Origin of the sequence: Hydrogenophaga sp., from assembly GCF_030373245.1 — a bacterium.
GTDB lineage: Bacteria > Pseudomonadota > Gammaproteobacteria > Burkholderiales > Burkholderiaceae_C > Hydrogenophaga.
Genome location: NZ_JAUCZF010000005.1, coordinates 232,885 through 257,181, shown reverse-complemented (window position 1 = coordinate 257,181; position 24,297 = coordinate 232,885). Strand labels below are relative to the sequence as shown.

Sequence of the window (24,297 nt, the reverse complement as noted above, 5' to 3'; positions counted from 1 at the left end):
GGACCCGAGCGCGGCCTGGACGGCCGTCAGATGGTCTGGGTCGGGCGGTCAGAACCCAGCTGGGTACCCAGGATTTCTTCGATGCGCAGCTTGAGCTGGCGCGATTTTTCGTCCGCCGGGAACCGGATGCCCACTCCCTGGGTGCGACCTGCCTGGGCTTTGGCCGGCGTGACCCAAGCCACCTTGCCTGCGACCGGGTATCGCTGAGGATCGTCGGGCAGGCTCAGCAACACGTACACGTCGTCGCCCAGACGGTAGTCGCGGGTGGAGGGGATGAAGATTCCCCCATCGGCAAACAGTGGAATGTAGGCCGCGTACAGCGCCGCTTTTTCCTTGATGGAAAGCTGGATCACGCTTGGGCGTGATGCGCTGGCTGCCGGTGAAGTGCTCATGGCCTGCAAGTTTAGCGGCAATCCGGTGCGTGTGAGATTCAGAGTACGCGCGAAAAAGCCGCCAGATCTGGCGATTCAGACACGCTGCGGCGTCCGAGAAAGCACCTCGCGGGTGTGGGCTGCCCAGGCTTCCTGCGTCAGGCCCGGGTTGAAGGGGTGCTCGACCGAGCGCGCCGCCGCCAGCAATTCTTTGGACCATTGGGCCAGCGCGGTCCAGCGCGGCGCTGGCGGCAACTGGGCGGCCCGGAAGAACCGGGGTGCACCGCCGCTGGCGTGGGCCATCAGGTCGTGGCACAGCTTTTGCAGCACCTCGAGCTGCCGCACGGCAGGCCAGCCGCTCATCAGCGACCAGTCGCCGCGGCTCAGGGCTTGTGGCAAGGCGGCCCAGGCCTGGGCGTCCAGGCCGCTGCGGGCCCAGTCGAGTGCGTCGTCTGGGCGTCCACCGGCGGCTTGCAGCCAGACCTGGGCCTGCTCCCGGGTTGCGTGCTGCTTGGGGTCGGCGTTGACCTGAGCCAGCAACCAGTCGACGGCCGGGCCTTCGTCGGGCCAGGCCATGGTGTGGGTCTGGCAGCGGCTGCGAATGGTGGGCAGCAGCATGTCGGCCGCTTCGGTGGCCAGCACCAGGCGCACCGCGCCCACCGGCTCTTCCAGAGTTTTGAGCAAGGTATTGGCCGACTCGTTGTTCATGCGTTCGGCCGGGTACACCAGCACCACCTTGGTGCTGCCGCGCGAGCGGGTGAACTGGGTGAAGCTGACGGCCTGGCGAGTGGCGTCGACCCGGATCACCTTGCTCGGTTTGCGCTTCTTGTCGTCGATGTCTTTCTGCGCGGATTCGTCGAGTGGCCAGGCCAGCTCCAGGCACAAGGTTTCCGGCATGAGCACGCAGAGATCGGCATGGGTGCGCACGTCCACCGCATGGCAACTGCCGCACTGCCCGCAGGCACCGGCTTCGGTGGGCGCTTCACACAGCCAGGCCTGCGCCAGCGCCAGCGCCAGGTCGTACTGCCCCAAACCAGACGGCCCGGCCAGCAGCAGCGCATGGCCGCGCTGTGTCTGACAGGTTCGCAACTGGTCTTGCAGCCAGGGCGCAAGCGCCGCAGGGCCTGGGCTCATGACTCAACCGGCTGCAGCCAGCCGCGGTATTCGAAGGCGGTGCGCAAGCTGACCCAGACCTCGTCCAGCGGCCGGTCGGAGGCGATGCGGGCGAATCGGGCGGGCTGCTCCAGCAGACGGTGGGCGTAGCCCGCTGCCACGCGGGTGAAAAACTCGACCGGCTGGGATTCGAAGCGGTCGGGCACCCGGGTACCAGCCAGGCGCTTGGCGGCGGTCGCTGGCGGCAGATCGAACCAGACCGTCAGGTCTGGCTGGCGCAGTCCGCCTTCGGGCAAGGCCTGGACCCAGTTTTCGAGCTGGCGCAACACAGCCAGATCAAAGCCGCGCCCAAAGCCCTGGTACGCCACGGTGGCATCGGTAAAGCGGTCGCACAGCACCACTTCGCCCCGAGCGAGCGCCGGCTCGATCACCTGCTGCAGGTGGTCGCGGCGCGCTGCAAACATGAGCAAGGCTTCGCACAGCGGATCCATGGCGTCGTTCAGTACCAGCGCACGCAGCTTTTCGGCCAGTGGCGTCCCGCCTGGCTCGCGGGTCAGCGTCACCACCCTGCCCTGGGCGCGAAAGGCATCGGCCAGGCCCGCGATGTGGGTGGACTTGCCCGCGCCGTCGATCCCCTCGAAACTGATGAACAAACCGGTTGTTGTCATGCGGCAAGCATAAGCCTCGGGCAGCGCGCTCAGCGACGCAGGATGAAACGCTGCACGGCGGCGTTGTGCTCTTGCAGGGTGACGCTGAACTGGCTGGAGCCATCGCCGCGCGAGACGAAATAGAGCGCCCGGGTGGCTTGCGGCTGCACAGCCGCGAGCAGGCTGTTCCAGCCCGGCATGGCGATCGGCGTGGGCGGCAGCCCGGCGCGGGTGTAGGTGTTGTAGGGTGTGTCGGTCTGCAGGTGAATGCGGCGCAGGTTGCCGTCGAAACGCTCGCCCAGACCGTAGATCACGGTGGGATCGGTCTGCAGTCGCATGCCGATGCGCAGCCGGTTGCTGAACACGCCGGCAATCTGCGCACGGTCGCTTTCCAGCCCGGTCTCTTTCTCGACGATGCTGGCCAGGATCAGCGCTTCGTCGGGTGATCGCAGCGGCGTCGTGGCGCTGCGCTGCGCCCAGGCTTCTGCCAGGCGCTGGTCCATCGCCAGAGCAGCCTGGCGCAGCACGGTGGAGGCCGGTGCGTGCTTCACCATGCGGTAGGTATCGGGGAAAAAGCGGCCCTCGGGGTGGCGGCCGGGGTAGCCGATCAGCGTCATGATCTCGGGCAGGCTCATGCCCTCGATGTCCTGTTGCAGATCGGGCGAGCTGCGCACCGCCGCCATCATCTCCCGGATGTTCCAGCCTTCCAGCAGGGTCAGGCTGCGCAGTGCCTGGTCGCCCCGCACCAGCTTGTCCAGCAGACTTCGCGGCGTCGTGCCGGCTTCGAACTCGTAGCTGCCCGCCTTGATGTCGCGCGCCTGTCCCGACAGCCGGAACCAGGCAAACAGCAGCGTGGCAGGCGACTCGGCGCCTGCGTTGGCCAGCGATTCCGCCACTCGTCTGGGCGAAGCGCCGGGCGCCACCGTCAGCTCCAGCGCCTGGGTGGCGTCGGCTGGCACCAGTGGGCGCTGGAGCCACCACACAGCGGCGCCTGCCACCAGCATGGCCAGCAGCACACACGCAATCAGAAGGCGTTTGAACAGGCGAATCAAGAGCTGCAGCCGTGGGCAGGAAGGCGGTGGGGACAAGGGTGGCAACGAGGCCGGCCCGAGGGCGCCATGATCATAATCGAGCCATCAACGCACCTCTGTGCCAGCGCTCGCAGGACCTCTCATGACCACCACCCTCCCCTCAATGCCCCAAGGTGTCGCCCGACTGGACTCGCTGGGCGTGATCCGCGCCCAGGGGCCAGAAGCCGCCAAGTTTCTGCAAGGCCAGCTGACGCAGGACTTTGCCCTGCTCGGTCTGTCCGAAGCCCGCCTGGCCGCTTTTTGCTCAGCCAAGGGGCGCATGCTGGCCAGCTTCATCGGCTTGAAGCGGGGCCACGACGAGATATTGCTGCTGTGCAGCCGGGATCTGCTGGCGGCCACGCTCAAGCGCCTGTCCATGTTTGTCCTGCGCGCCCAGGTCAAGCTCAGTGATGCGAGCGACGCGTTCGCCATCTGGGGCGTGGCCGGTGCGGCGGTGGCCGGTCTGCCCGACACCCCGTGGAGTCACCGCGCCTGCGAGGATGGGACGTCATGGACTCGCCTGTATCCGTCCGAAGGGATGGCGCGTGCCTTGTGCGTGCGGCCAATGGCCGAGGGAGTCGAGGCGGAGGCGCCGGTTGGCCCCGCTCTGGACCCCGCAGTCTGGTCCTGGCTTGAGGTCATGAGCGGCGTGGCCACGCTGAGCCAGCCCGTGGCCGAGGCCTTTGTGCCCCAGATGCTGAACTACGAGTCGGTAGGCGGGGTGAACTTCAAGAAGGGCTGCTACCCTGGCCAGGAGGTGGTCGCCCGCAGCCAGTTCCGCGGCACGCTCAAACGGCGCGCCTACCGAGTCGCCTGCGAAGTCCCTCTGGCGGTGGGTCAGGACGTGTTTCACGACAGCGATGCTGACCAGCCTTGCGGCACGGTGGCCGCAGCCGCGGCGTCGCCCGCGGGTGGCTGGAACGGCATCGTCTCCATGCAGGTCAGTGCCGCGCAGGGCGGCCGCCTGTCTGCAGGCAGCGCCGATGGCCCAGAGCTCCGGTTGCTGGCCCTGCCCTACCCGTTGCTGGAAGACATCTGAGGCCAGGCCCGTGTGCCTGATCGCTTTTGCCATCCAGGCCAGACCCGGTTTGCCGTTGCTGCTCGCGGCCAACCGAGACGAGTTTTTTGACCGCCCGACCGCGCCGCTGCATCGTTGGGGCGCAGACGCTGGTGTCGAGGTGCTGGCAGGGCGCGACCTGCGCGATGGCGGCACCTGGCTGGGCGTGAGCGCAGCTGGTCGTGTGGCGATGCTGACCAACGTTCGTGGCCCCGACGCTGCCAGCGGTTTGCGCAGCCGGGGCGAGCTGACCACACGCTGGTTGCAGGGAGCGCACGATGAGCCGGCGATGATGGGTCGCGAGATCGAGCCGATGGCCTACGCGGGGTTCAATCTGGTGGTCGGTGACTTGCGCCGTGGCCACTGGGCCTGGATGAGCAACTGCGATCCGGCTCAACCGCATGCAGGCCCGCAGTCCGAGCTGGCTCTGCAAACTCTGGGTCCGGGCGTTTACGGTCTTTCCAACGCCTCGCTGGATACCCCCTGGCCCAAGACGCTGCGGCTCAAGGCGGCGCTGCAAACGGCGTTGCAGACCAGCCATCTGTCAGGAACCAGCGCGGAGTCGGATCCTGAACGCCACCAGCTGAGCGCCGCGCTGGCCGATGCCACACCAGCGCCACCGGACCGCCTACCCGCCACCGGCATCGATCCGGAGCGCGAACGTGCGCTGTCAGCCGCTTTCGTGCACCTGCCGGCTGCGGGCTATGGCACGCGCAGCAGCCTGGTGCTCAAGGTGCAGGCGCGGGGATCTCTAGCCCCCACGGTGCAAGCCTGGGAATGGACCCATCTGCCAGACGCACCGGGCTGGACCACGCCGACACCCGCGCACGCCACGCTGGCGCTGTGAGACGCAGAGGTACCCGAGGGCTCAAGGCTTTTGCAGCAGCGGCCAGAGCGGCTGCGGAATCATGTTCAACGTGGCCTGCTCCTGGCCTGGCGGTGTGGCGGCCATGGCGGCGCGGAAATACTCCATCGCCTTGTTGGTGTCGCCCTTGCCGACCCAGGCGTTCCCGAGCTTGGCATCGGCATCGAGCTTGTTCGCTGGCCAGCCCTTGTTGCGCAGCTCCATCGACTTGATCGCGAGGTCATAGTCTTTGGCGCGCATGGCCAGCACATAGCCGGTGTTGACCATGTCGTAGTCGTAGCGCTCGGCCAGGATGTCTTCGCGCGCCATCGCCAGGGCCTTGGGTTCGTTGCCGTTGCGGCTCAGGAGGATGACCTCCAGCGAGCGCACCGACGGCGCCATGGGCTGCAGCACCTTGGCACGCTCCAGCATGGCCATGGCCTTGTCGGGTTCGCCCATCTGGGCGTGGCCACGCGCCACGTTGCTCATGATGGCCGTCACATACGGCCTTGAGCCCAGCACCGACTCCCAGATCCACACCGCGTTGGTCCAGTCGCCCCATTTGGCGAGCTCGTCGGCCACCATCGGCGTGATCTTGCGGTAGTGAGGGTTGATGTCGATACCGCGCCGGATCAGGTCCAGCATTTCTGCGCGCTGCTTGATCCATTTGGGGTTGTTGTAGTCGCCCGACTGGCTGACCGACAGGGCGATCTTGGTGGCGCGCACGATCAGGCTCTCGGAGGCGGCCGCCTGCTGGGTGATGTAGGCCGCCAGCGCCAGGCAGCCCATGGTGGTGACCGCACCGATCTGGGAAAAAGCCGGCTTCCAGTTCAGACGGGCCGCGGCCGACCAGCCGCGCTGCGCGAGGCGCGCGTCGGACGCGGCCAGGATGGCGAGGCACAAGGCGAACAGCGCGCCGGTGCTGGCCATGCGCCAGGGGAAACCGGCGTTGCTCACGATCAGGAACGCCATCAGCGCAGCCAGTGTGGTGGCGCGCAACATGCCCTCCTGGCGCGCGTCGTCACCACTCAGGCGCCAGGTGCGCCAGGCTGCTCGGCTGAGGTACGCCAGCAGCGTCAGCAGAAAGATCCAGCCGGCCAGCCCGTATTCGGCCAAGAGCTGCAGGACCTCGTTGTGCACGTAATAGTCGGTCTCCAGCTGGGAGCCGGCTTCCTGGTACAGCGGGATGTCGACTTCCCAGGCGCCCGCGCCCACACCCGTCAGCGGCCGCTCCTGGATGATGCGGCCGGTGGCTTTCCACATCACCCAGCGGATCGAGAACGAGCGCTCGGTGTACTCCTCGGTGGCGGCCATGGACTTGGCGCGCGCAAAGCTGCGCTCCAGCGCGTTGAGGCCGCGCCCCTCGGTGCGGTTCTCCTCCACCATCTTGGGGTTGCCTGTGGTGATCAGGCCCAGGCCAAGCACCGTGGCCACGATCAGGCCGCCGGCCAGGATGCGCCGCCCAGCGTCCCAGCCGGAGAGTGCCAGGTGCTGGCGATAGCGCCAGACGATGAAGGGCAGCACCACCAGCAGCGCAATAAAGGCCAGCAGCGCCGAGCGCGTGCCGGTCATGAACATCGCGACCAGGTTGAAGCCGATGCTGAACGCCAGCAAGGCAACCGTTGCGCTGTTGCGCGCGCGGGCCAGCAGGTAGACCGAGAACGGCAGCGTACAGACCACAAATTCGGCGAAGAAGTTGCGGTTGACGAAGGTCGAGGCTGGGTTGGGACCCTGGGGGAAGAAAGCGAAATCCGCCCAGTACTGCAACGCAGTCCAGAGCGAGGCGACCACCGCACCCACGTGGATGCCCCACGCCAGCGTGGGCAGCCGCTCGCGGTCCAGGGTGTTCAGACCCAGCCAGAGCAGCACCGAGAAGATGAACCAGCGGATGGCCTCCACGCCGGCCAGGTAGGTGTGCGACCAGACCATGCTGCCCAGCGCGTACACCATCAGCAGCAGCGGCAGCCACATCAGGCCATGCCAGCGCAAGGGCTGAGTGCGGGTGCGCTGGTTCCAGAAAAACGCCAGCGCAGCGACGAGCGCCGCAAACGACACCACGATGGACTTGAGCGTGTCCTGCAGCATTTCCTCGTTCGGCACGCCCAGCGCCGGGGCCAGGAACATCATCAAGGCCAGGAGGGCCACCGTCCAGTCGCCCTTGAGCACCTCGCCCGGCAGCATCGCCAAGGCAGGTGCTGGCGCAGGTCGCGCCCTGGAAATGGGGTTGGGCGCTACCGCTGGCGCTTGGGGAGGGCCGTTCTGGGCGGGCCCGGCGACGGGCTTGGCGCTGGCGCCGTTTGGGCCCGCTGCGGGTGGAGAGATGCGCTTTTTCTTGGCCATGAAACAGTCGGGAGGTGCGGGCCCGCGCCGGGTGGGCGACTGGCCTGAAGACGGCCGCCTGGGGCGCCGTCGCAACCGCGTATTGTCGCTGCTTGGGGAGCTGCACCGAACGACCTTGCCCGGTCGCTCACCTTTGCTTACAGGCGTGTGAACATCTCCACGTGGGTGATGCCGGCTTCTTCAAACGGCTCGCCGCGCTGCTCAAACCCCAATCGGCGGTAGAAGCCCTCGGCGCTGCGCTGCGCATGCAGCATCACCTCGCGCTCCCCGCGCTCAGCTGCCGCGTCCATCAACGCGTGCAGCACCTGGCGGCCGACCTGGCCACCCCGCAGCACCCGGTTCACCGCCATGCGACCGATCTTCACCACCCCGGGCCCGTGCGGCAACAGCCGCCCGGTGGCAACCGCTTCGCCCAGGCGGTTGTAGGCCACGGCGTGCAGGGCCGTGGCATCGGCCGCGTCCCACTCCAGTTCCTGGGGAATGCGCTGTTCCTGCACGAACACCTCGGTGCGAATGCGCTGCGCATGGGTGCCCAGTGCGTCCCACCCACCCCTCTTGAGCGTCACCATCGCCTCACCCGCCTCATAGCCCATGATGGTTTCCCGCAGTACGGGTGGCACGGGGCGGGAGGTCTGCGTGGCCGGGTCGGCAAACACGTAGACGATCTCGCCCGAGATCAGGTGCTGCTCACCGCGGAAGATGGCGCCGGTGAAGACCATGGACGAGGTGCCGATGCGCGCGCACTTCATGGCCACTTCGATCTGGTCGTCCACCTCGGCCGATGCGTGGAACTCCACCGTCGCCTTGACCACGTACAGGTCTCCAGCCAAGCTGTCCATGGTGGCCTGGTACGGCAGGACCAGCGCCCGCCAGTAGTCGGCGATGGCGGTGTCGAAGTACATCAGGTAATGGGCGTTGAAGACGATCTTCTGCATATCCACCTCGGCCCAGCGCACGCGCAGGCGGTGGAAGAATCGGAAATCGGAGCGCTGCAAAGACATGGCGGCTGAGCTGAATGGACTGAGGAAAGGCATGGGAACCGATGGACATGGCGTCCATGCCCAGCCGGGATGGGGTTGCACGCGATACAGCCAGCGTGTTACGGTGATTTTGACGGTTTCGTGATGCAAGCCGGTCAGGAGCGCGACATGCACACCCCCTCAACCTCCCCCGCATGCCGCCGGCCTGTTGGCTTTGCCGGTCTGGTGCTGCTGAGTGCGGCGCTCTGGCTGGTCGGGTGCGAGCGCCCGCCGCCCTACGTGCCACCGGACGCCAGGAACCAGCCCAGCGGGGATCCCCTGAGCGCCAGCTACCGGGCGCCACCTCAGGCCAGCACCGAGATTCTGGAGGTTCCCGAGACCGGTATCAACCTGGGTTGGGGCTGGAACTCGGTGAGCGGCGAGCCGGTGCCAAGCGTGTGCGTGGAGTTCGTCGAGGCCAGCGAACCTGCGCAGACCCGCATGATGACGATGAGCGAGGTGTCGGACAACCACGATCTCATGCAAAGCATGGGCATGTCGGCCGAGGCATCGGTCAAGGCCATCGGTGTGGAGGTCAACGGCAAGGCGAAGTTCGCCAGAGACATGCACGTCTCGCGCTTCGCGTCCAACTTCGTCATGAACGCTTCCGTGGAGAACGGCGTGCGCTACGCCGCGCCCGTGCCCGAGCGAGCTCGGGACACCGCTGCACCGCCCTCCTCCGAAGGCGTGGCCACAGGTGAGATTCGCCTCACGCCGGCCGCACTGGCCCTGGCTCGGCAACCCGATCCGGGCGAGTTCCTGCATCGCTGCGGCCATGGCTTCGTGTCCGCCGTGTACAGCGGCGCCAAGCTCACCGCGGTGATCACGGTCGACACCAACAGCCGGCAGGAGCATCAGAAGGTGTCGGCCGAGCTGTCTGGCAGCGGTTGGGGTGCCAAGTTCAAAGGCGCCATGCAAACAGGCGTGAAGGTGGGCAACAGCACCCAGTCGCTCAATGTGTCGGTGTTTCAGGTGGGCGGCCGGGGTGACAGCATCCCGCTGACCACCACCGATGTAATGGCCAAGCTGGAAACCCTCTCGGCCACCGCCTTCGATGCGCCAAAAGACTTCCACATGGCCGTGGCGCCCTACGAGTCGCTGGCCAACTGGCCCCCCAAGACGCTGGAGGTCGATGCCAACGAGTACCTGCAGGTGGCCAGTCTCTGGGGTGCCTACAACGCCTTGTACGGCGATGTGCAGCAGGTGCTCGATGCGCCAGACAAGTTCGTCGGCGCCAAGCCGGACACCGCCAGCGGCTGCCTGTCCCTGGTGCCGCTCGCCAGCAGCGTCACCAGAACGCTGACCTACACCCGCCTGAGCACCCTCACGGTGCTGGGCCATAACTTGCCGATTCCCGTCTTGACCACCACGTCCACCACCACCGTGTCCATCGACGCCGAGCAGATCGCCCGCCTGGAGCGGGTGCAGGACGACGTGCAGGATGCGCTCAGCCGTCTGCGCAACTTCGCTCAAAGTTGCACGGCCAATGACCAAGGCTGTGAATTTCCCGAAGCAGCCTTTCGCTCGCCCTATGCCTACCGGGTGCAGTTGCCCATCGAAGCCGGTTCGGCCGAGCAGCAGGCTTCACCCGAGGACATCCTGCAGACTCAGGTGGCTGGCCCGGCCAAGCGGCGCTGTCTGCAAGACCCCGACGACCCGGGCTGTCAGAGCAACGCCCAGATTGCCGACTGGCGCGCCAAGCTGGGCATGCAACTGGTGAAGTACGCCACCCTGGAGGAGCGCGATGCGGTGGCCGAGCGCCTGCAGGTGATGGGCCTGTCGGGTGAGCCGGCCACCTGCGGTTCCCAGGGCAGCCAGGCAGGCCCCGCGTTCAGCATTGAACCTGGCAACCCGACCCTGTGGTTCCACCCTCGCATTGCCGAGTGCGTGGTCAACCCCGCGGCGGCGCCTGCCGCGTGCTCAGGCTGAGATCTTCGGTCATGCCGTTGCCCTGGCATCGGGTGGGTATCTGGCTGGCCGCGGGGCTGCTGGCAGGGTCTGCGGCTCGGGCGCAACCCGCCTCACAACCGGGTCTGTTTTCCGGTTTGCCCCCACCCGCGGCCTGCCTGGCCTTGCTGCAAGACCGCTCGGCCATGAAGCCGCGGCCAGACCTCACCCGCGAGGTGCAGCGCATCCGGCGCTGGGTCAAGGCCTGCAGCCGGGCACCCACCGCAGACGAACACGCCCTGTACACGTGGGGGCACCCAAGCAAGATCCTGCGTGCGCTGCAATCGGGCCGCTTGCATTTCGAAGCCTTCGAGACCGCGCGACAGCGCAGCTACTCCCAGTTGATCTCCCGCGCAGCCCTGGCCACCGACGCGGTGGAACGAACCCAGCAACTGGAGCGTGCCACCGATCACCAGTTCGATCTTCGCCTGCACAACCTGCTGCAGCTGGGCGAAGCGCTGCACAGCACCCCGCGCGACGAGAAGGCCCGGGCAGACGCCCTGTATGCCGCGCAGTACGAGGCCTGGTTACCCGGTTTTCTGCAGCAGGCGCGCCTGAGCACCGATGTGCTCCGATCGAAGTGGCTCGCGGACCACCAGGCTGCCGCGCCCAACAGCCTGCAGCGCGCTGCGCTCGCCGGGCAGCTGGCCGCGCTGGGGCAATGGACACCCGAGGCCACTGGAACGTCGGTCTCCTACGGGTGGGGCATTTACTTCGGCATCAATCCGCTGGACTTTGTCGAGCACCTGGTCAGCGACCAGGACATGGGCATGGCGTGCCGCCCGCCCGCCCAATCCAGGCGCCTGATCCTGGAGCTCTCCAACCCGCCTGTTCGCGAGGCGCTGATCCGGGCCAACATCCTGCTGCCTGCGCTGCCTCCCGGCGTTCTGCTGCGGCAGAAGACGGAATTCGTCCGGCCGGCGGCCATGGAGCGGGCCAGCCGCGGGCACCTGGTGCGCGCCTGGAACCGCTACCCGATCTACGTCGACAAAGCGCTGTTCGACTTTTCGGTGAGCTGTGAAGTCCTCACCCTGGAAAGCTTCCCATGCCGCCACTGGCAGGCACGACTGGACCCGGCCACCGCCAGCAAGCGCGAGCGGCTGGAGCGCTACTTGCAGCGCCAGCCCGTGCCGGCCGTGTATGGCGACGAGCCACCGGACTGGGGCACGCGTCTGGCCAGGAAGACCGAGGGCTGCGCGGTCAGCACGCGGATCGCCCGCGTCATGCCGCCGTGAAGGCTTGGCGCAGCGCGCGCTGTGCGTCGTTGTGGGCGGTCAGGGCTTCAGGAATTGCGCGGCCAAACTGGATGAAGCCGTGCACCACGCCGCGGTAGATCTCCAGGTCCGTCGCCACGCCGGCCAGGCGCAGGCGGTCGGCGTACATCACGCCTTCGTCGGTCAGCGGGTCGCATTCGGCCAGCCCGATCCAGGCTGGGACCACGCCGTCCAGTTCGCGCGCGTGGCCGCTGTCGTCCACACCGTCGAGCGGCGCAAAGCGCCAGTCATCGCGGTCGGCCGGGGTTCGCAGGTAGTGCCCAAAGAAGTAGCTGATGTGCGATTCTTCCAGCAGGAAGCCGTGGGCAAAGGTCTTGTGGGTGGCGCTGTCCTGGTGCCCAGCGGTACCGGGGTAAAACAACAGCTGCAGCGACAGCGGCCAGCCTGCGTCGCGCGCGGAAATGGCGGTGACCGCTGCCAGCGTGCCGCCAGCGCTGTCACCACCCAGGGCGATGCGAGCAGGGTCCAGCCTCAGATCGGTCGCGTGTTGGCGCACCCAGGCCAGGCTGTCCCACGCGTCGTGCACCGCGGTCGGGAAGCGGTGCTCAGGCGCGAGTCGGTAGTCGACCGAGATCACCGCACAGTGAGCCAGATGAGCCAGGTGTCGGCACAGCGGCTCGTGGCTGGCCACGCTGCCCACGGTGAAGCCGCCGCCGTGAAAGTACAGCAGCACCGGCAGCGGTTGCTCGCTGGCGGGCGCCCACAGCCGGGCTGACAGCTCGGCGCCGTCGCGCGTGGCGATGCGCAGGTTCTCTGCCCGAGGCAGTTTGTGCGGGGGGATGTCGAGTACGCCGGCGCCCGCCTCGTAGGCCAGCTTGGCCTGGGCGGGCGTGAGCGCGTGCATGGGCGGGTGACCGGCGCGGGCGATGCGATCCAGCAACCCCCGCATGGCGGGCGTGAGCAGGGCGCGGGGGTTGAGGTGATGGGACATGCGCTGTCATTCTGCCCTCGCTCAACGCGGAAACAAGGGTGCGGGTGACCCGCGCGTGACGCTGCGCGCGGCACGCAGACCCGTATAGTCTCTCCAGTGTTGCGCTGGGCACCACCTTTGCCCCCACCGAGGCAGCGCCCCCAGTGCACACCGTGGAACCGGCTCCGCCGGGCCACAGGTGTGGTTCCCCCCAGGGGACGACGCGAAGCGGCGCAGGGGGCATGGACATATTCATGGCCCAGATTCTGTACATCACCAACATCCAGATCGACTTCGGCGCCTTGTCGCAGCTGCAGACCGAATGCGAGCGGGTCGGCATCACCCGGCCCCTGATCGTGACCGACGCCGGGGTCAGGGCCGCCGGCCTGGTCGACAAGGTGCTGGCCGCCCTGCCCGGCCTGAAACCTGCGGTGTTTGACGCCACGCCGTCCAACCCCACCGAGGCTGCCGTGCGGGCGGCTGTGGCGCTGTACCAGACCGAGCGGTGCGACGGCTTGATCGCCCTGGGCGGCGGCAGCGCCATCGACTGCGCCAAAGGCGCGGCCATCGCCGCGGTGCACGAAGGCCCGCTCAAGACCTACGCCACCATCGAAGGGGGCTCACCCAAGATCACCGACCGGGTGCCGCCCATCATCGCCGTGCCCACCACGGCTGGCACCGGCAGCGAGGTGGCGCGCGGCGCCATCGTGATCGTGGACGACGGCCGCAAGCTCGGGTTTCACAGCTGGTTTCTGGTACCCAAGACCGCCCTGCTCGACCCCGAGCTCACCCTCGGCCTGCCGCCCCTGCTCACCGCCGCCACCGGCATGGACGCCATCGCCCACTGCATGGAGACCTTCATGGCGCCGCCCTTCAACCCGCCGGCCGACGGCATCGCGCTGGACGGTCTGGCGCGTGGCTGGGCCCACATCGAGCGCGCTACCCAGGACGGCAGCGACCGCGAAGCGCGCCTGAACATGATGAGTGCCAGCATGCAAGGCGCGATGGCGTTCCAGAAAGGCCTGGGCTGTGTGCACAGCCTGAGCCACAGCCTGGGCGGCGTGAACCCGCGCCTGCACCACGGCACGCTCAACGCCATGTTCCTGCCTGCCGTGATCCGCTTCAACGCCGAGGCCGAATCCATGAAAAAGGAGCGCCGCCTGGACCGCATGGCGCACGCCATGGGCCTAGGCAGCGGCGCCGAGGTGGCCGGCGCCATCACCGCGATGAACGCCCGCCTGGGGCTGCCTACCGGCCTGGCCGCCATGGGCGTCACGCCCGATCTGTTTGACCGGGTCATCACAGGGGCCCTGGCCGACCATTGCCACAAGACCAATCCCCGGCTCGCGTCTCCGGAAGACTACCGGGCCATGCTGGAAGCGGCGATGTGAGGGTTGACGGTTTTGCCTCTGGATCGAGGCGATATAAGCGAGTTTTATGTAGAAAAAACCTTTTTAAAACATGAAACTATTCATGATTTAAAAGGTAAATTCTTAACTGAATAGGCCTGGGAGTTGGCGATGATGACCGCGCGACTCGCCTGCACCTATCAGCGCTTCAAATACGAGACTTTGTTCATATAAAACAAATATCTATTTGAGCTTTCTCATGTGGAACATGAGAAATCAGGGGTTCTGTTCGAGGTGAGGCATGCGGGCCCCCACATGCACCTCACCCCTGGCCTCGGCCAGCTCGACCTGCCGCTGCCGTTCCGCCAGGCGGGCCTTCTCTTCCGGGGTTCTTAGGGCGTGGCAGTGGTCGCAACTCACGCCTTTCACGTAGTTCGGTGAGGCCTTGTCGGCCTCGCTGAGCGGCCAGCGGCAGGAGCGGCAGAGCTCGTGAGGCCCGGGCACCAGGCCGTGGCCCACGCTCACGCGTTCATCGAACACAAAGCACTCGCCCTGCCAGGTGCTTTGCTCGGCAGGCACCTCCTCCAGGTACTTGAGGATGCCGCCTTGCAGGTGGTAGACGGCGTCGAAGCCGCGCATTTTCATCAGCGCGGTGGATTTTTCGCAGCGGATGCCGCCGGTGCAGAACATGGCGACCTTGGTCTTTTTGCCGGCATCGCCTTGCAAACGGTCTTGCGCATCGAGCCAGGCGGGCAGTTCGGTGAAGGTCTTGATGTTCGGGTTGATGGCGCCGGCAAAGCTGCCGATGGCCACCTCGTAATCGTTGCGGGTGTCGACCACCAGCACCTCGGGGTCGGCCAGCAAGGCGTTCCAGTCTTGCGGCTTCACATACTGACCCACGGTCTGATTCGGATCGAGACCGGGCACGTGCAGCGTGACGATTTCCTTTTTCAGCCGCACCTTCATGCGCAGAAACGGCGGCTTGTCGCTCCAGGACTCCTTGTGTGGCAGGCCTGCCAGGCGCGGATCGGCGCGCAAATGGGCCAGCACCGCGCGCACGCCGGCCTCTTGACCGGCGATGGTGCCGTTGATGCCCTCGCGCGCCAGCAGCAGCGTGCCCTTGACGGCGTGGCGCTCGCAGCAGGCCTGCAGCGGCTCGCGCAGCTCGGCGAAATCGGGCAAATCGACGAACTGGTAGAGCGCCGCGGTGAGGTAGCGCGCGTTCTCGGTTGGCAGGGGTGCAGGCGTCTTTGAGTCCATGCGAAATTATCCCCCGGCACAGACTCGAAGGCCCCACCCGTGGCTGCGCCCTGGCAGGCTGGCGCATGGCTCATGCACCCCAGGCGCCCCTTCAGAGCGGGAGAACCATCGAAGGATCGGGGTCCTCAAGCCATTCGGCCAGCTCGTCCGCCAGTTGCTGGCTGGCCGCGGTCGCGGCGCTCCAGGCGGCAACGCGCGCGCCCAGGTCCGGCCCATAGCGGGTGAAATCGGTGCGATCGGGCAGCTTACCGTTGGGCAGGCTGCGCACCCACTCGGGGCTGGGCGCGATCACCACCATGGCGTCCAGCGCCGGGCTGGCCCGGTGGCGGTGTTTCCAGACCTTGTCGAGCCAGCCGGGCACCACCTGCTGCTGGAAATGCGGGTACAGCACGATGGGTGACGCCGCCCGAGGCTGGTAGCGAAGGTGCAGGTGGTAGTCGGTGATGCCGCCGTCCCAGTAGGCGCCGGGCGGCGCTCCGGCGATGCCGTGCACCGCGTTGAGCACGAACGGGATCGAGCAGCTGGCCTGCAAGGCGTCCATGAAATTGGCTTCGGACAGCGGCACCTGCCGGGTGCGGAAATCCTGAGTCGTGAACGGCAACGGCACGGCGGGTGTCGCGTCTCCCGGTGACGAAAACACCACCCGCTCCAGCCAGGCGCCCAGCGCCTTGCGGTGCACCGCGTTGGCAGCGAACGCGCCCAGGTAGCCCACGGGCGTGCGCACTGGTCCTTGCCGGCCCAGCACATGCCGGCCGCGCGAGGTGACCACGTGCAGGCGGTAACGCGGGTGTTGCAGGACTTCAGCGATGCGCCCGCCGTAGAACAGCCGCAGGTTCTCGCCAAACTGCCCGCTCACCTGGTCGGCGCTGGGCCGTTTCTGCCCGGCTGGCAGCTCGTAGTGCTGGCGGATGTAGTCGCGCTCCAGGCGCTCAAAGGCCGGTACCGATGAATCGAGGCAGGCCGTGGCCATGCGCCAGGCGCCGATAGAGGCACCCACCAGGTCGACCGGTTGCCGGGATCTGGGCAACCAGTCACCAAACAGAAAGCGGTCAAGTGGCCCGAGGATCAGGCCTTTGGGGCCACCGGCGGCGGCCGGCACGATGCCCACGTCCTGCGCTTGCAGGCCTTGGCGGCAGATGTGTTGCCGGGCTTGCGGACCGGCGTAGAGGCGCAGCGCCTGAAAACGGGAAGCCATGGGCGGGAATTGTCGCCGACGCTTGCTTCGCCCACCGGATCAACCGCCCAGCCAGGGCACAAGCGAGCTCTTCCGGGTGAGGCACTGGGCCTCGCCGCGCCAATCGGCGGCTTGTACTTCGCCCGACCTCAGGCAGGTTCGGAAGCGTCTTCGGTGCGGGTCAGTGCGGGGATTTCCTCGCCGACCACGATGTCCGGATCGATGCCCAGGGCCAGCCCCACCGGGTCGGGGTAGGTGTTGATCAGCATCTCGCTGCGCATGTGACCTTCTTCGGCCCGGGCGCGCCAGGAGGCGATGTGCACCACCCCGGCAATCGGCTCGTAGGTTTCGTTTTCAAACGGGGCGCACTGGTGCTCGATGGCGGTGATCATGCGTTTGGGGAAGTGCCATTCGCGGGCCAGCGCCGCGCCGACCTCGGCGTAGCTGTAGCCAAAAAGGCCTTTCTCGGCCTTGGCCCGCTTGAGGTCGAGCATGGGCACGCTGCGGTCCAGGTCGATCATCGCTTCGGGCATGCCGACGTGCATCACCAGCTCGCCAATGTTGTGGATGAGGCCGGAGGTGAAGGCAGTGTTTTCGTCGATGCGGATCGGCAGCGCGATGTAGCGCGCCAGGTTGGCCGAATTCAGGCTGTAGCGCCAGAACTGGTTCATGTTGACGCTGCCCACGCAGTGAAAACCCTCGCCAAACGAAGCCGCGATCACCAGCGCCCTGACCTTGATCAGGCCCATGACGTTGATGGCTTCCTTGGCATTGGACACCGAGCGCGTGAGTCCAAAAAATGCCGAGTTGGCCATTTTCAGCAGCTTGGCGGTGAGCACCGGATCGTCTTCGATCAGCGCCGCCACCTGGTTCATGTCCACTTCTTCCTGGTCGAAAGTGGCGATCAGCTTGCGCACCACCTTGGGTGCGGCGGGGAGTGCGTTGGGCTGCTTGAGGAGCTTTTCGATCTGCATGATGCGCTGCCTGGTGGATTACGAAGTAGACAAAAGCGTGTCTGTCGGTGTCTTCGGCTGACGGTTGGAAAACTTGAGGCGGATGGCTGAAAACGGGTCTCAGCCAACAAAAGCGCCCAGCGCGTTGGTGAACGACCATTCCGAGGGGTCTTTGCCCAGCACGCTGTCCAGATCCAGGCCCAGGGTGAGGCCGACCATGTCGGGGAATGTCGAGGCCAGGCCGCTGCTGTCGAGCTGAAGCTCTTCGGCTCGCGCGCGCCACGAGGCCAAGTGCAGCAGGCCGGCCAGCGGGTCGTAGGCCTCCCCCTCGAAGGGTTCGATCTGGTTGGCCAGCGCCGAGACCATCTCCGGGGGAAACTGCCATTTCTCGATCATGCCGGCGCCGGCCTCGGCGTAGCAGTAGCCCAGCTGGGCCTTTTCGGCTTCGGCGCGGTGCAGGTCCAGCGGCGGTGTGTTCATGTCCAGCGGCAGCATCTCGTCTGGCATGGCGATGTGCATGATCAGGATGCCGATGCCATGGATGAGACCCGCGGTGAAGGCATTGCCTTCGTTTTGCCGCAACACGCCCGCCAGCGAGCGCGAGATGTCGGCCACCCGCAGGCTGTAGCGCCAGAACTGCTTGAGGTCGATGCCCGGCACGTTCTTGAAGCCCGAGCCCAGGGCAGCGGCCATGACCAGGGAGCGCACATGCGTCAGGCCCAGCAAGGCCACCGCCTCGTCGGCGCTGCCGATCTTGCGACTGACGCGAAAGAAGGCGGAATTGGCGAGCCTTAGGACCCGGGTGGTGAGCGCCGGATCGCGAGAGATCAGCTCGCCGATGCGGCGCGGGCTCGGGTCTTCCTGGTTCATCTCGCCCAGCAGTTCGGAGACGGCACGCGGCATGGCCGGCAGGGCGCGGGGGTAGTTGAGCAGGGCTTCCAGTTGCATGGGGAAGGCTTCAGGGCGGGTTTGGATGCCTTTTGTATCGACCCGCCACCCCCGGACTTGAGCTGTGCCGGCCTCCGCAAATTTCCCAATTGCGCTGGATTTCACACCCTTCTTCGGGCGGTGTCATCCGCGCAGACCGGGCTCAGCGCTTGCCCTGCCCTTGCAGGCGCGCGAAGGCTGAGGCCATGGCCGAGGCCGCTGGCGCGGCAGCACCGCTTGAACGGCCATCGCGCTGGCGCGAGGGCTCAAACCGGTTGTCGCGCGGTCCGTCCTTGCGGGCCGGCGCGGCGTCCAGCTTCATGGTCAGGCTGATGCGCTTGCGCGCCACGTCCACCTCCAGCACCTTGACCTTGACGATGTCGCCGGTCTTCACGATCTCGCGCGCGTCGTTGACAAACTTGTTGGCCAGCTGGCTCACATGGACCAGCCCGTCCTGGTGCACGCCCAGGTCAACGAAGGCGCCGAACTGGGCCACGTTGCTCACCGTGCCCTCCAGCACCATGCCCTCGCGCAGGTCGGCAATGTCGTCCACGCCCTCATTGAAGCGCGCTACCGCAAAGTCAGGGCGCGGGTCGCGGCCCGGCTTTTCCAGCTCACCCAGGATGTCCTTGACCGTGATGACGCCGAATTTTTCGTTGGCGAACAACTCGGGCTTGAGCGTCTTGAGCATGTCGGCCCGGCCCATCAGACCCGCCACCGGCTGCCCGGTCTTGGAGATGATCTGCTCGACGACGGGGTAGGTTTCCGGGTGTACGCCCGTCATGTCCAGCGGGTTGTCGCCATCGCGGATGCGCAGGAATCCGGCCGCCAGCTCGAAAGTCTTGGCGCCCAGGCCGGTCACATCCAGAAGTTGCTGGCGGCTTTTGAAGGCGCCGTTGGCCTCGCGCCAGCGCACCACGGCCTTGGCCACCGAGCCCGACAGGCCCGACACGCGGGTGAGCAGCGGCACGCTGGCCGTGTTCAGGTCCACGCCCACGCCGTTCACGCAGTCTTCCACCACCGTGTCCAGCGTGCGCGCCAGCTCGCTCTGGTTCACGTCGTGCTGGTACTGGCCCACGCCGATGCTCTTGGGGTCGATCTTCACCAACTCGGCCAGCGGGTCCTGCAGGCGGCGGGCAATCGACGCCGCGCCGCGTAGGCTCACGTCCACGTCCGGCATTTCCTGAGAAGCGAACTCGCTGGCGGAATAGACCGAGGCGCCCGCCTCGCTCACCACCACCTTCTGCACGCCCTCGATGCCTGCCTTGGCCAGCATCTTGATCAGGTCACCGGCCAGCTTGTCCGTTTCGCGGCTGGCGGTGCCGTTGCCAATCGCGATCAGCTGCACGCCGTGCTGGCGGCACAGCAGCGCCAGCGTGTGCAGTGCGCCGTCCCAGTCGCGGCGCGGTTCGTGCGGGAACACCGTATTGGTGGCCACCAGCTTGCCGGTCGCGTCGACCACGGCCACCTTCACCCCGGTGCGGATGCCCGGGTCCAGGCCCATCACGGCCTTCTGGCCGGCGGGTGCGGCCAGCAGCAGGTCGCGCAGGTTGTCGGCAAACACCTTGATCGCCACGGCCTCGGCGCTCTCGCGCAGGCGGGTGAACAGGTCGCGCTCGGTGCTCAGGCTCAGCTTCACGCGCCAGGTCCAGGCCACGCACTTGCGGATCAGGTCGTCCGCCGTGCGCGCCTGGTGGCTCCAGCCCAGGTGCAGCGCAATCTTGCCTTCGGCCAAAGACGGTTTGCCCGGTTCGGGCATCTCCGGCAGCACCAGCTTGGCGTCCAGAATCTCCAGCGCCCGGCCACGGAACACCGCCAGCGCCCGGTGCGAAGGCACCCGGCCAATCGGCTCGTCGTATTCAAAATAGTCGCGGAACTTGGCCACGTCGGCGTTGTTCTGGTCCTTGCCCGCTACCAGCTTGCTCTGCAGCAGGCCCTCGGCCCACAGCCATTCGCGCAGGCCCTGCACCAGCGCCGGGTCTTCGGCCCAGCGCTCGCTCAGGATGTCGCGCACACCGTCCAGCACCGCCTGCGGCGTCGAGAAGTCTGCGCCCGGCTTGCCGTCGTCCAGCACCTCGGGCGGTTGGGTAAAGGCCGCCGCTTCGGCCATCGGGTCCAGCGTCGGGTCGGCAAACAGCTTGTCGGCCAGCGGCTCAATGCCAAACTCGCGGGCGATCTGCCCCTTGGTGCGACGCTTGAGCTTGAACGGCAGATAGATGTCTTCCAGCTCCTGTTTGGTCGGCGCCTGGGCAATCGCCACGCGCAGCGCGTCGGTCAGCTTGCCCTGCTCGTCAATGGCCTTCAGCACGGTCGCCCGGCGGTCTTCCAGCTCGCGCAGGTAACCCAGGCGGTACTCCAGCTCGCGCAGCTGGACGTCGTCCAGACCGCCCGTGACTTCCTTGCGGTAGCGGGCGATGAAGGGCACTGTCGCCCCGCCGTCCAGCAACTCCACCGCGGCCAGCACCTGCCGCGGTTCAACCCGTATCTCTTGCGCGATCTGCGCGATGATTTTCTGCATGTCCCTTGGGGCGCGAGCGGCCCGGTTTTCAACGAAGCGGGCGAGTTTGCCACAGGGGTGGGAGGCATCCTCAGAGGGTTTGGCGCTTCCCCCGGCTTGCTACCGGACCCGCCCGAACAGCTTGAGGACTTGCTGCCAAACCAGATGCTGCAGCAATACAAGCGCTGAGAACACCACACTCGCAAACAGATAGAGGCTGATGGCCTCAATCAAGCCCATACCAACAACCCAGAACGCGTAAATGACATAGACCAGATTGATCACCCAGACAAAGCCCAGATAGAAGGCCAGCCGGGCACGAGCGCGCAACCAGGAGACTGCCCCTTCCAGGGTCTGGACATCCATCACCTTTCTGAACAACAGCAGACTGGCAACTGCCATCCCAAAATAGACCACCAACCCTATATTGAATTGAGCTGGCAGGAAGCACAAACCGATCACCAAAAAAATGGCGAGCAGCAATGCGTCAAATGATCTGATGGATTTCATGTTGCTTCGAAGTTCATTTGGCCATCCCATATTCTGCCAATCGAACGAGTTGGCCCTGTACCCGATTCAGTCATGCTCGGATGTAGAGATTTCCGGCTCCTGACTCTGTACTCACGCATCCGCCTGGGAGCGTCGAGCCGAAGCACCACAGGCTGGGCTGGCATCGCGTGGGCGAGGGACCGACCAGCGAGGCGGAACTGGTAAAGAACAGCCTAGCGGCATGCGCGCAGCATTCGCTTCTGCGCCGCGCGGGTGTCGACCGGTTGTTTGACCGCTCTCTGACCGAGGCGCAGTACGAGCGCTACGCGAGCCAGGCGCCGGTCGACTTCCGCTTCGTGGCGAAGGCGCCGACGATCAGGCCCAGAGCACTTTCTGCTTGTTCTGGTACCAGTTCTCCATCTGCGGCTCGGCCATCTTTTCGATTCGTGCGCGCTTGATCTTCATGGTGGGTGTGAGGCAGCCGTTTTCGATACTCCACGGCTCGCTCACCACCACAATCATCTGCAGCCGCTCGTAGTCGGCGACCTGGGCGTTGAGCTGGTCGAGCAGCTGGCCGAATTCCTTTTCCACTTCCTGACGCAGCGCGGGCTCGTGCTGGCGCGGGCGCAGGGCTTCGCTCAAGACCACCATGGCGTAGGCGGCGGGCTGGCCGACGCCGGAGACGATGGACAGCTCAACCATGGGGTGGGCGTTGATGCGGTTTTCGATGGGCGCCGGCGCCACGTATTTGCCCTTGGCGGTCTTGAACTGCTCCTTGGCGCGGCCGGTGATCTTGAGCAGGCCGTCGGCGCGGATCTCGCCCAGGTCGCCGGTGCGGAAGAAACCGTCTTCGGTGAAGCACTCTGCGCTCAGCTCGGGCTGCTTGTAGTAGCCCACCAGTTTCCCCGGCGACTTGATCTGGATCTCGCCTTCGGGGCTGATGCGCGCCTGCACGCCCGGGTTGGCCACGCCCACAAAGCCCGGCGCGCTGTGGCCGGTCTTGGAACTGAACGAGTAGGCGAAGTCTTCGGTCATGCCGTAGCCTTCGAGCAGGTTCAGGCCGAGGCGCTTGTACCAGGAGATCAGGTCGGGCGGAATCGGCGCTGAACCGCTGCCGGCCATCTGCACGTGGTTCAGGCCCAGGCCGGTGAGCACTTTGCGCGCCACGATGCGGCCCAGGATGGGGATGCCGAGCAGCCGGTTGAGCTTCTGGGGCGGCATCTTGGCGAACACGCCTTGCTGGAACTTGAGCCACAGCCGCGGCACCGAGATGAAGGCGGTGGGGCGCGCGCGCTGCAGGTCGGCCAAAAAGGTGTCGAGCGATTCAGCGAAGAAGATGTGCACCTTCCCATCGATAAACGCTGCACTTTCGATCCAGGCGCGCTCGAAGATGTGGGCCAGCGGCAGATACGACAGCACCCGCAAATCACCCTGAACCTGGGCGCGCAGCTCGCCCGCAATGCCGGCTGCCGCCGCCGAGGCATGGGCAAAGTCGTGCATCACGCCCTTGGGCGTGCCGGTGGAGCCTGAGGTGTACATCAGCAGCGCAAGGTCGTCGGGCTTGCGGGCGGGCTGGCCGGGCAGCGGCTGGGTGCGGGCGGTGATCTTGTTCCAGGTGTCGAAAGACGTCTCGGGCGCAAGCGGGAAGGCAATGCACGGCAGGCTGGCAGGCACGCCGGGCGCCTGGTGGGGCCAGGTGTCGAGCTTGCCGACAAACAGCAAGCTGGCCTCGCTGTGCCCGAGCACGTAGCTCACCGTGTCGGCGGTCTCAGTGGGGAAGATGGCCACTGTGGTGTGGCCGGCCATCCAGATGGCGATCTCTGCCATGACGAAGTGGGCGCAGTTCTTCGACAGGATGGCGATGCGCGAGCCGGGGGCGAAGCCCTGCGCCTGCAGGTGCGCGGCCATGCGCCGCGACTGGTCCATGACCTGGGCCCAGGTGTAGTCCACCACCTGTCCGTTGCCGGTGGGCTGGGTCAGGAAGACCCGGCTGGCCTGCGCGGTTTCGTGTTCGTAAATGTGGTCAAGCAGCAGCTTAGTCGTGCCCATGGAAGCCTCCCGTGTTGATGGTGGCGCTCATTGGACGCCATGGCGCGCAGCGGCGCATCGCGGCAAACCCTTGACAGGGCTGGCCGCCCTGGCTTGCCGTCAGGTCCCGCGCAGCGCCGCGCGCAGACCCATGCCGATGTCGGGTCGCTCGGCAAACGGATCTGCCGGGTTGGTGCCGGCCACGATGGCGTCAAAGCGCTGCTGGGCGTTGCCCAGGGCCCTGGGGTGGCTGTAGATGTAGAAGCGGTCGGCGGTGATGGCGTCAAACACCATCTGCGCCACCTGGGCTGCGCTCACCTTGCCCGACTTCACGGCTTTTTCGCCCATGGCCTGACCGATCAGCTGGCTCTGGGTGGGCTGCTCGTCGGCCATGCCGGCTGGGCGGTTGCGCTGGCTGTGGCTGATACCGGTGGGCACGAAATACGGGCAGAGCACGCTGGCGCTGAGCTGGTCGGTCACCAGTTTCAGGTCTTGGTAGAGCGTCTCGCTCAGGCTCACAACGGCGTGTTTGCTGACGTTGTAAATGCCCATGTTGGGCGCATTCAGCAAGCCGGCCATGCTGGCGGTGTTGACGATGTGGCCGCGCCAGGTCGGGTCGGCCTTGGCGGCGGCGAGCATCATGGGCGTGAACAGGCGCACGCCGTGCACCACACCCCAGAGGTTGACGCCCAGCACCCATTCCCAGTCCTGAATCGAGTTTTCCCAGATCAGGCCACCCGAGCCGACGCCCGCGTTGTTGAACACGAAATGCGGCGCGCCGAACGTCTGCTGCACCTCGGCGGCAAGGCCTTCCATCTGAGCCGCATCGGACACATCAACCCGCCGCGCCAGCACCCGCGCGCCAGCGGCTTTCATCTCGGCCTCTGCGGCATCGAGCGCGTCTTGCTGCACATCGACCAGCACCAGATTCATGCCGTGCGCTGCGCCGATGCGGGCGCATTCCAGGCCAAAGCCTGAGCCGGCGCCGGTGAGCACGGCGGTCTTGTTCTTGAAATCTGAAATCATGG

General features: G+C 66.5%; 20 protein-coding genes. 5 read left to right on the top strand and 15 right to left on the bottom strand.

Features of this window, described 5'->3' with window-relative positions:
- Window positions 1-26 precede the first annotated feature (26 nt).
- The 4 genes from QUV25_RS13370 to mltG all read right to left on the bottom strand — a co-directional run bounded on the left by QUV25_RS13370 (window position 27) and on the right by mltG (window position 3,180).
- On the bottom strand, window positions 27-392 hold the full coding sequence (locus QUV25_RS13370) for a PilZ domain-containing protein (protein ID WP_300864663.1): 366 nt from the start codon (window positions 390-392) through the stop codon (window positions 27-29).
- 75 nt (window positions 393-467) lie between these two features.
- Window positions 468-1,505, bottom strand: a complete 1,038-nt coding sequence (locus QUV25_RS13365) for a DNA polymerase III subunit delta' (RefSeq protein WP_300864660.1) — start codon at window positions 1,503-1,505, stop codon at window positions 468-470.
- Window positions 1,502-2,152 carry a dTMP kinase gene (tmk, locus tag QUV25_RS13360; RefSeq protein ID WP_300864659.1) on the bottom strand — a complete coding sequence of 217 codons (651 nt, stop codon included), beginning with the start codon at window positions 2,150-2,152 and terminating at the stop codon, window positions 1,502-1,504. Before tmk ends, QUV25_RS13365 begins: the two co-directional genes overlap by 4 nt.
- Before the next feature lie 29 nt (window positions 2,153-2,181).
- Window positions 2,182-3,180, bottom strand: a complete 999-nt coding sequence (gene mltG, locus QUV25_RS13355) for an endolytic transglycosylase MltG (RefSeq protein ID WP_300864831.1) — start codon at window positions 3,178-3,180, stop codon at window positions 2,182-2,184.
- A 124-nt stretch (window positions 3,181-3,304) separates the two neighbouring features.
- Here mltG and QUV25_RS13350 point away from each other — a divergent pair, with 124 nt between their 5' ends.
- Window positions 3,305-4,240 carry a folate-binding protein gene (locus QUV25_RS13350; protein WP_300864657.1) on the top strand — a complete coding sequence of 312 codons (936 nt, stop codon included), beginning with the start codon at window positions 3,305-3,307 and terminating at the stop codon, window positions 4,238-4,240.
- 10 nt (window positions 4,241-4,250) lie between these two features.
- Window positions 4,251-5,105 carry an NRDE family protein gene (locus QUV25_RS13345; protein WP_300864655.1) on the top strand — a complete coding sequence of 285 codons (855 nt, stop codon included), beginning with the start codon at window positions 4,251-4,253 and terminating at the stop codon, window positions 5,103-5,105.
- A 21-nt stretch (window positions 5,106-5,126) separates the two neighbouring features.
- Here QUV25_RS13345 and QUV25_RS13340 read toward each other — a convergent pair whose 3' ends face one another.
- On the bottom strand, window positions 5,127-7,442 hold the full coding sequence (locus tag QUV25_RS13340) for an O-antigen ligase family protein (protein ID WP_300864653.1): 2,316 nt from the start codon (window positions 7,440-7,442) through the stop codon (window positions 5,127-5,129).
- 137 nt (window positions 7,443-7,579) lie between these two features.
- Window positions 7,580-8,443, bottom strand: a complete 864-nt coding sequence (locus QUV25_RS13335) for a YbgC/FadM family acyl-CoA thioesterase (protein ID WP_300864652.1) — start codon at window positions 8,441-8,443, stop codon at window positions 7,580-7,582.
- Between the two features lie 147 nt (window positions 8,444-8,590).
- Here QUV25_RS13335 and QUV25_RS13330 point away from each other — a divergent pair, with 147 nt between their 5' ends.
- On the top strand, window positions 8,591-10,390 hold the full coding sequence (locus QUV25_RS13330) for a hypothetical protein (protein ID WP_300864650.1): 1,800 nt from the start codon (window positions 8,591-8,593) through the stop codon (window positions 10,388-10,390).
- An 11-nt stretch (window positions 10,391-10,401) separates the two neighbouring features.
- Window positions 10,402-11,643: a hypothetical protein gene (locus QUV25_RS13325; RefSeq protein ID WP_300864649.1), complete on the top strand. Its 1,242-nt coding sequence runs from the start codon at window positions 10,402-10,404 to the stop codon at window positions 11,641-11,643.
- On the opposite strand, the gene QUV25_RS13320 is transcribed toward QUV25_RS13325, so the two are convergent.
- Window positions 11,630-12,613: an alpha/beta hydrolase gene (locus QUV25_RS13320; RefSeq protein ID WP_300864648.1), complete on the bottom strand. Its 984-nt coding sequence runs from the start codon at window positions 12,611-12,613 to the stop codon at window positions 11,630-11,632. The two genes, QUV25_RS13325 and QUV25_RS13320, sit on opposite strands and share 14 nt — an antisense overlap.
- A 233-nt stretch (window positions 12,614-12,846) precedes the next feature.
- On the opposite strand from QUV25_RS13320, the gene QUV25_RS13315 reads away from it, so the two are divergent.
- A complete protein-coding gene (locus tag QUV25_RS13315; RefSeq protein WP_300864647.1) occupies window positions 12,847-13,983 on the top strand; it encodes an iron-containing alcohol dehydrogenase in 1,137 nt (378 codons plus the stop codon).
- Window positions 13,984-14,217: 234 nt separating this feature from the next.
- Here the strand turns inward: QUV25_RS13315 and QUV25_RS13310 are convergent, their stop codons facing one another.
- The 8 genes from QUV25_RS13310 to QUV25_RS13275 all read right to left on the bottom strand — a co-directional run bounded on the left by QUV25_RS13310 (window position 14,218) and on the right by QUV25_RS13275 (window position 24,295).
- Window positions 14,218-15,201 (bottom strand): rhodanese-related sulfurtransferase, encoded by a 984-nt coding sequence (locus QUV25_RS13310; protein WP_300864645.1) that lies wholly within the window; start codon window positions 15,199-15,201, stop codon window positions 14,218-14,220.
- 91 nt (window positions 15,202-15,292) lie between these two features.
- Complete coding sequence (locus QUV25_RS13305) at window positions 15,293-16,396, bottom strand: patatin-like phospholipase family protein (RefSeq protein ID WP_300864644.1); 1,104 nt, start codon at window positions 16,394-16,396, stop codon at window positions 15,293-15,295.
- Window positions 16,397-16,524: 128 nt separating this feature from the next.
- On the bottom strand, window positions 16,525-17,349 hold the full coding sequence (locus QUV25_RS13300; protein ID WP_300864643.1) for an HDOD domain-containing protein: 825 nt from the start codon (window positions 17,347-17,349) through the stop codon (window positions 16,525-16,527).
- A 99-nt stretch (window positions 17,350-17,448) separates the two neighbouring features.
- A complete protein-coding gene (locus tag QUV25_RS13295) occupies window positions 17,449-18,276 on the bottom strand; it encodes an HDOD domain-containing protein (RefSeq protein ID WP_300864642.1) in 828 nt (275 codons plus the stop codon).
- 142 nt (window positions 18,277-18,418) lie between these two features.
- Window positions 18,419-20,773, bottom strand: a complete 2,355-nt coding sequence (locus QUV25_RS13290) for a Tex family protein (protein ID WP_300864641.1) — start codon at window positions 20,771-20,773, stop codon at window positions 18,419-18,421.
- A 99-nt stretch (window positions 20,774-20,872) separates the two neighbouring features.
- Window positions 20,873-21,262 (bottom strand): hypothetical protein, encoded by a 390-nt coding sequence (locus tag QUV25_RS13285; protein ID WP_300864639.1) that lies wholly within the window; start codon window positions 21,260-21,262, stop codon window positions 20,873-20,875.
- 354 nt (window positions 21,263-21,616) lie between these two features.
- The gene (locus QUV25_RS13280) at window positions 21,617-23,290 is read right to left on the bottom strand and encodes an AMP-binding protein (protein WP_300864637.1); all 1,674 of its coding nucleotides are present in this window, start codon (window positions 23,288-23,290) and stop codon (window positions 21,617-21,619) included.
- Between the two features lie 99 nt (window positions 23,291-23,389).
- A complete protein-coding gene (locus tag QUV25_RS13275) occupies window positions 23,390-24,295 on the bottom strand; it encodes an SDR family oxidoreductase (protein ID WP_300864635.1) in 906 nt (301 codons plus the stop codon).
- Between the last annotated feature and the right edge of the window lie 2 nt (window positions 24,296-24,297).

Excerpts from the sequence above, each read along its gene's own strand:
- QUV25_RS13370 (WP_300864663.1), bottom strand. The coding sequence starts at position 392 with ATGAGCACTTCACCGGCAGCCAGCGCATCACGCCCAAGCGTGATCCAG.
- QUV25_RS13365 (WP_300864660.1), bottom strand. The coding sequence starts at position 1,505 with ATGAGCCCAGGCCCTGCGGCGCTTGCGCCCTGGCTGCAAGACCAGTTG.
- tmk (WP_300864659.1), bottom strand. The coding sequence starts at position 2,152 with ATGACAACAACCGGTTTGTTCATCAGTTTCGAGGGGATCGACGGCGCG.
- QUV25_RS13350 (WP_300864657.1), top strand. The coding sequence starts at position 3,305 with ATGACCACCACCCTCCCCTCAATGCCCCAAGGTGTCGCCCGACTGGAC.
- QUV25_RS13340 (WP_300864653.1), bottom strand. The coding sequence starts at position 7,442 with ATGGCCAAGAAAAAGCGCATCTCTCCACCCGCAGCGGGCCCAAACGGC.
- QUV25_RS13335 (WP_300864652.1), bottom strand. The coding sequence starts at position 8,443 with ATGTCTTTGCAGCGCTCCGATTTCCGATTCTTCCACCGCCTGCGCGTG.
- QUV25_RS13330 (WP_300864650.1), top strand. The coding sequence starts at position 8,591 with ATGCACACCCCCTCAACCTCCCCCGCATGCCGCCGGCCTGTTGGCTTT.
- QUV25_RS13325 (WP_300864649.1), top strand. The coding sequence starts at position 10,402 with ATGCCGTTGCCCTGGCATCGGGTGGGTATCTGGCTGGCCGCGGGGCTG.
- QUV25_RS13320 (WP_300864648.1), bottom strand. The coding sequence starts at position 12,613 with ATGTCCCATCACCTCAACCCCCGCGCCCTGCTCACGCCCGCCATGCGG.
- QUV25_RS13315 (WP_300864647.1), top strand. The coding sequence starts at position 12,847 with ATGGCCCAGATTCTGTACATCACCAACATCCAGATCGACTTCGGCGCC.
- QUV25_RS13310 (WP_300864645.1), bottom strand. The coding sequence starts at position 15,201 with ATGGACTCAAAGACGCCTGCACCCCTGCCAACCGAGAACGCGCGCTAC.
- QUV25_RS13305 (WP_300864644.1), bottom strand. The coding sequence starts at position 16,396 with ATGGCTTCCCGTTTTCAGGCGCTGCGCCTCTACGCCGGTCCGCAAGCC.
- QUV25_RS13300 (WP_300864643.1), bottom strand. The coding sequence starts at position 17,349 with ATGCAGATCGAAAAGCTCCTCAAGCAGCCCAACGCACTCCCCGCCGCA.
- QUV25_RS13295 (WP_300864642.1), bottom strand. The coding sequence starts at position 18,276 with ATGCAACTGGAAGCCCTGCTCAACTACCCCCGCGCCCTGCCGGCCATG.
- QUV25_RS13290 (WP_300864641.1), bottom strand. The coding sequence starts at position 20,773 with ATGCAGAAAATCATCGCGCAGATCGCGCAAGAGATACGGGTTGAACCG.
- QUV25_RS13285 (WP_300864639.1), bottom strand. The coding sequence starts at position 21,262 with ATGAAATCCATCAGATCATTTGACGCATTGCTGCTCGCCATTTTTTTG.
- QUV25_RS13280 (WP_300864637.1), bottom strand. The coding sequence starts at position 23,290 with ATGGGCACGACTAAGCTGCTGCTTGACCACATTTACGAACACGAAACC.
- QUV25_RS13275 (WP_300864635.1), bottom strand. The coding sequence starts at position 24,295 with ATGATTTCAGATTTCAAGAACAAGACCGCCGTGCTCACCGGCGCCGGC.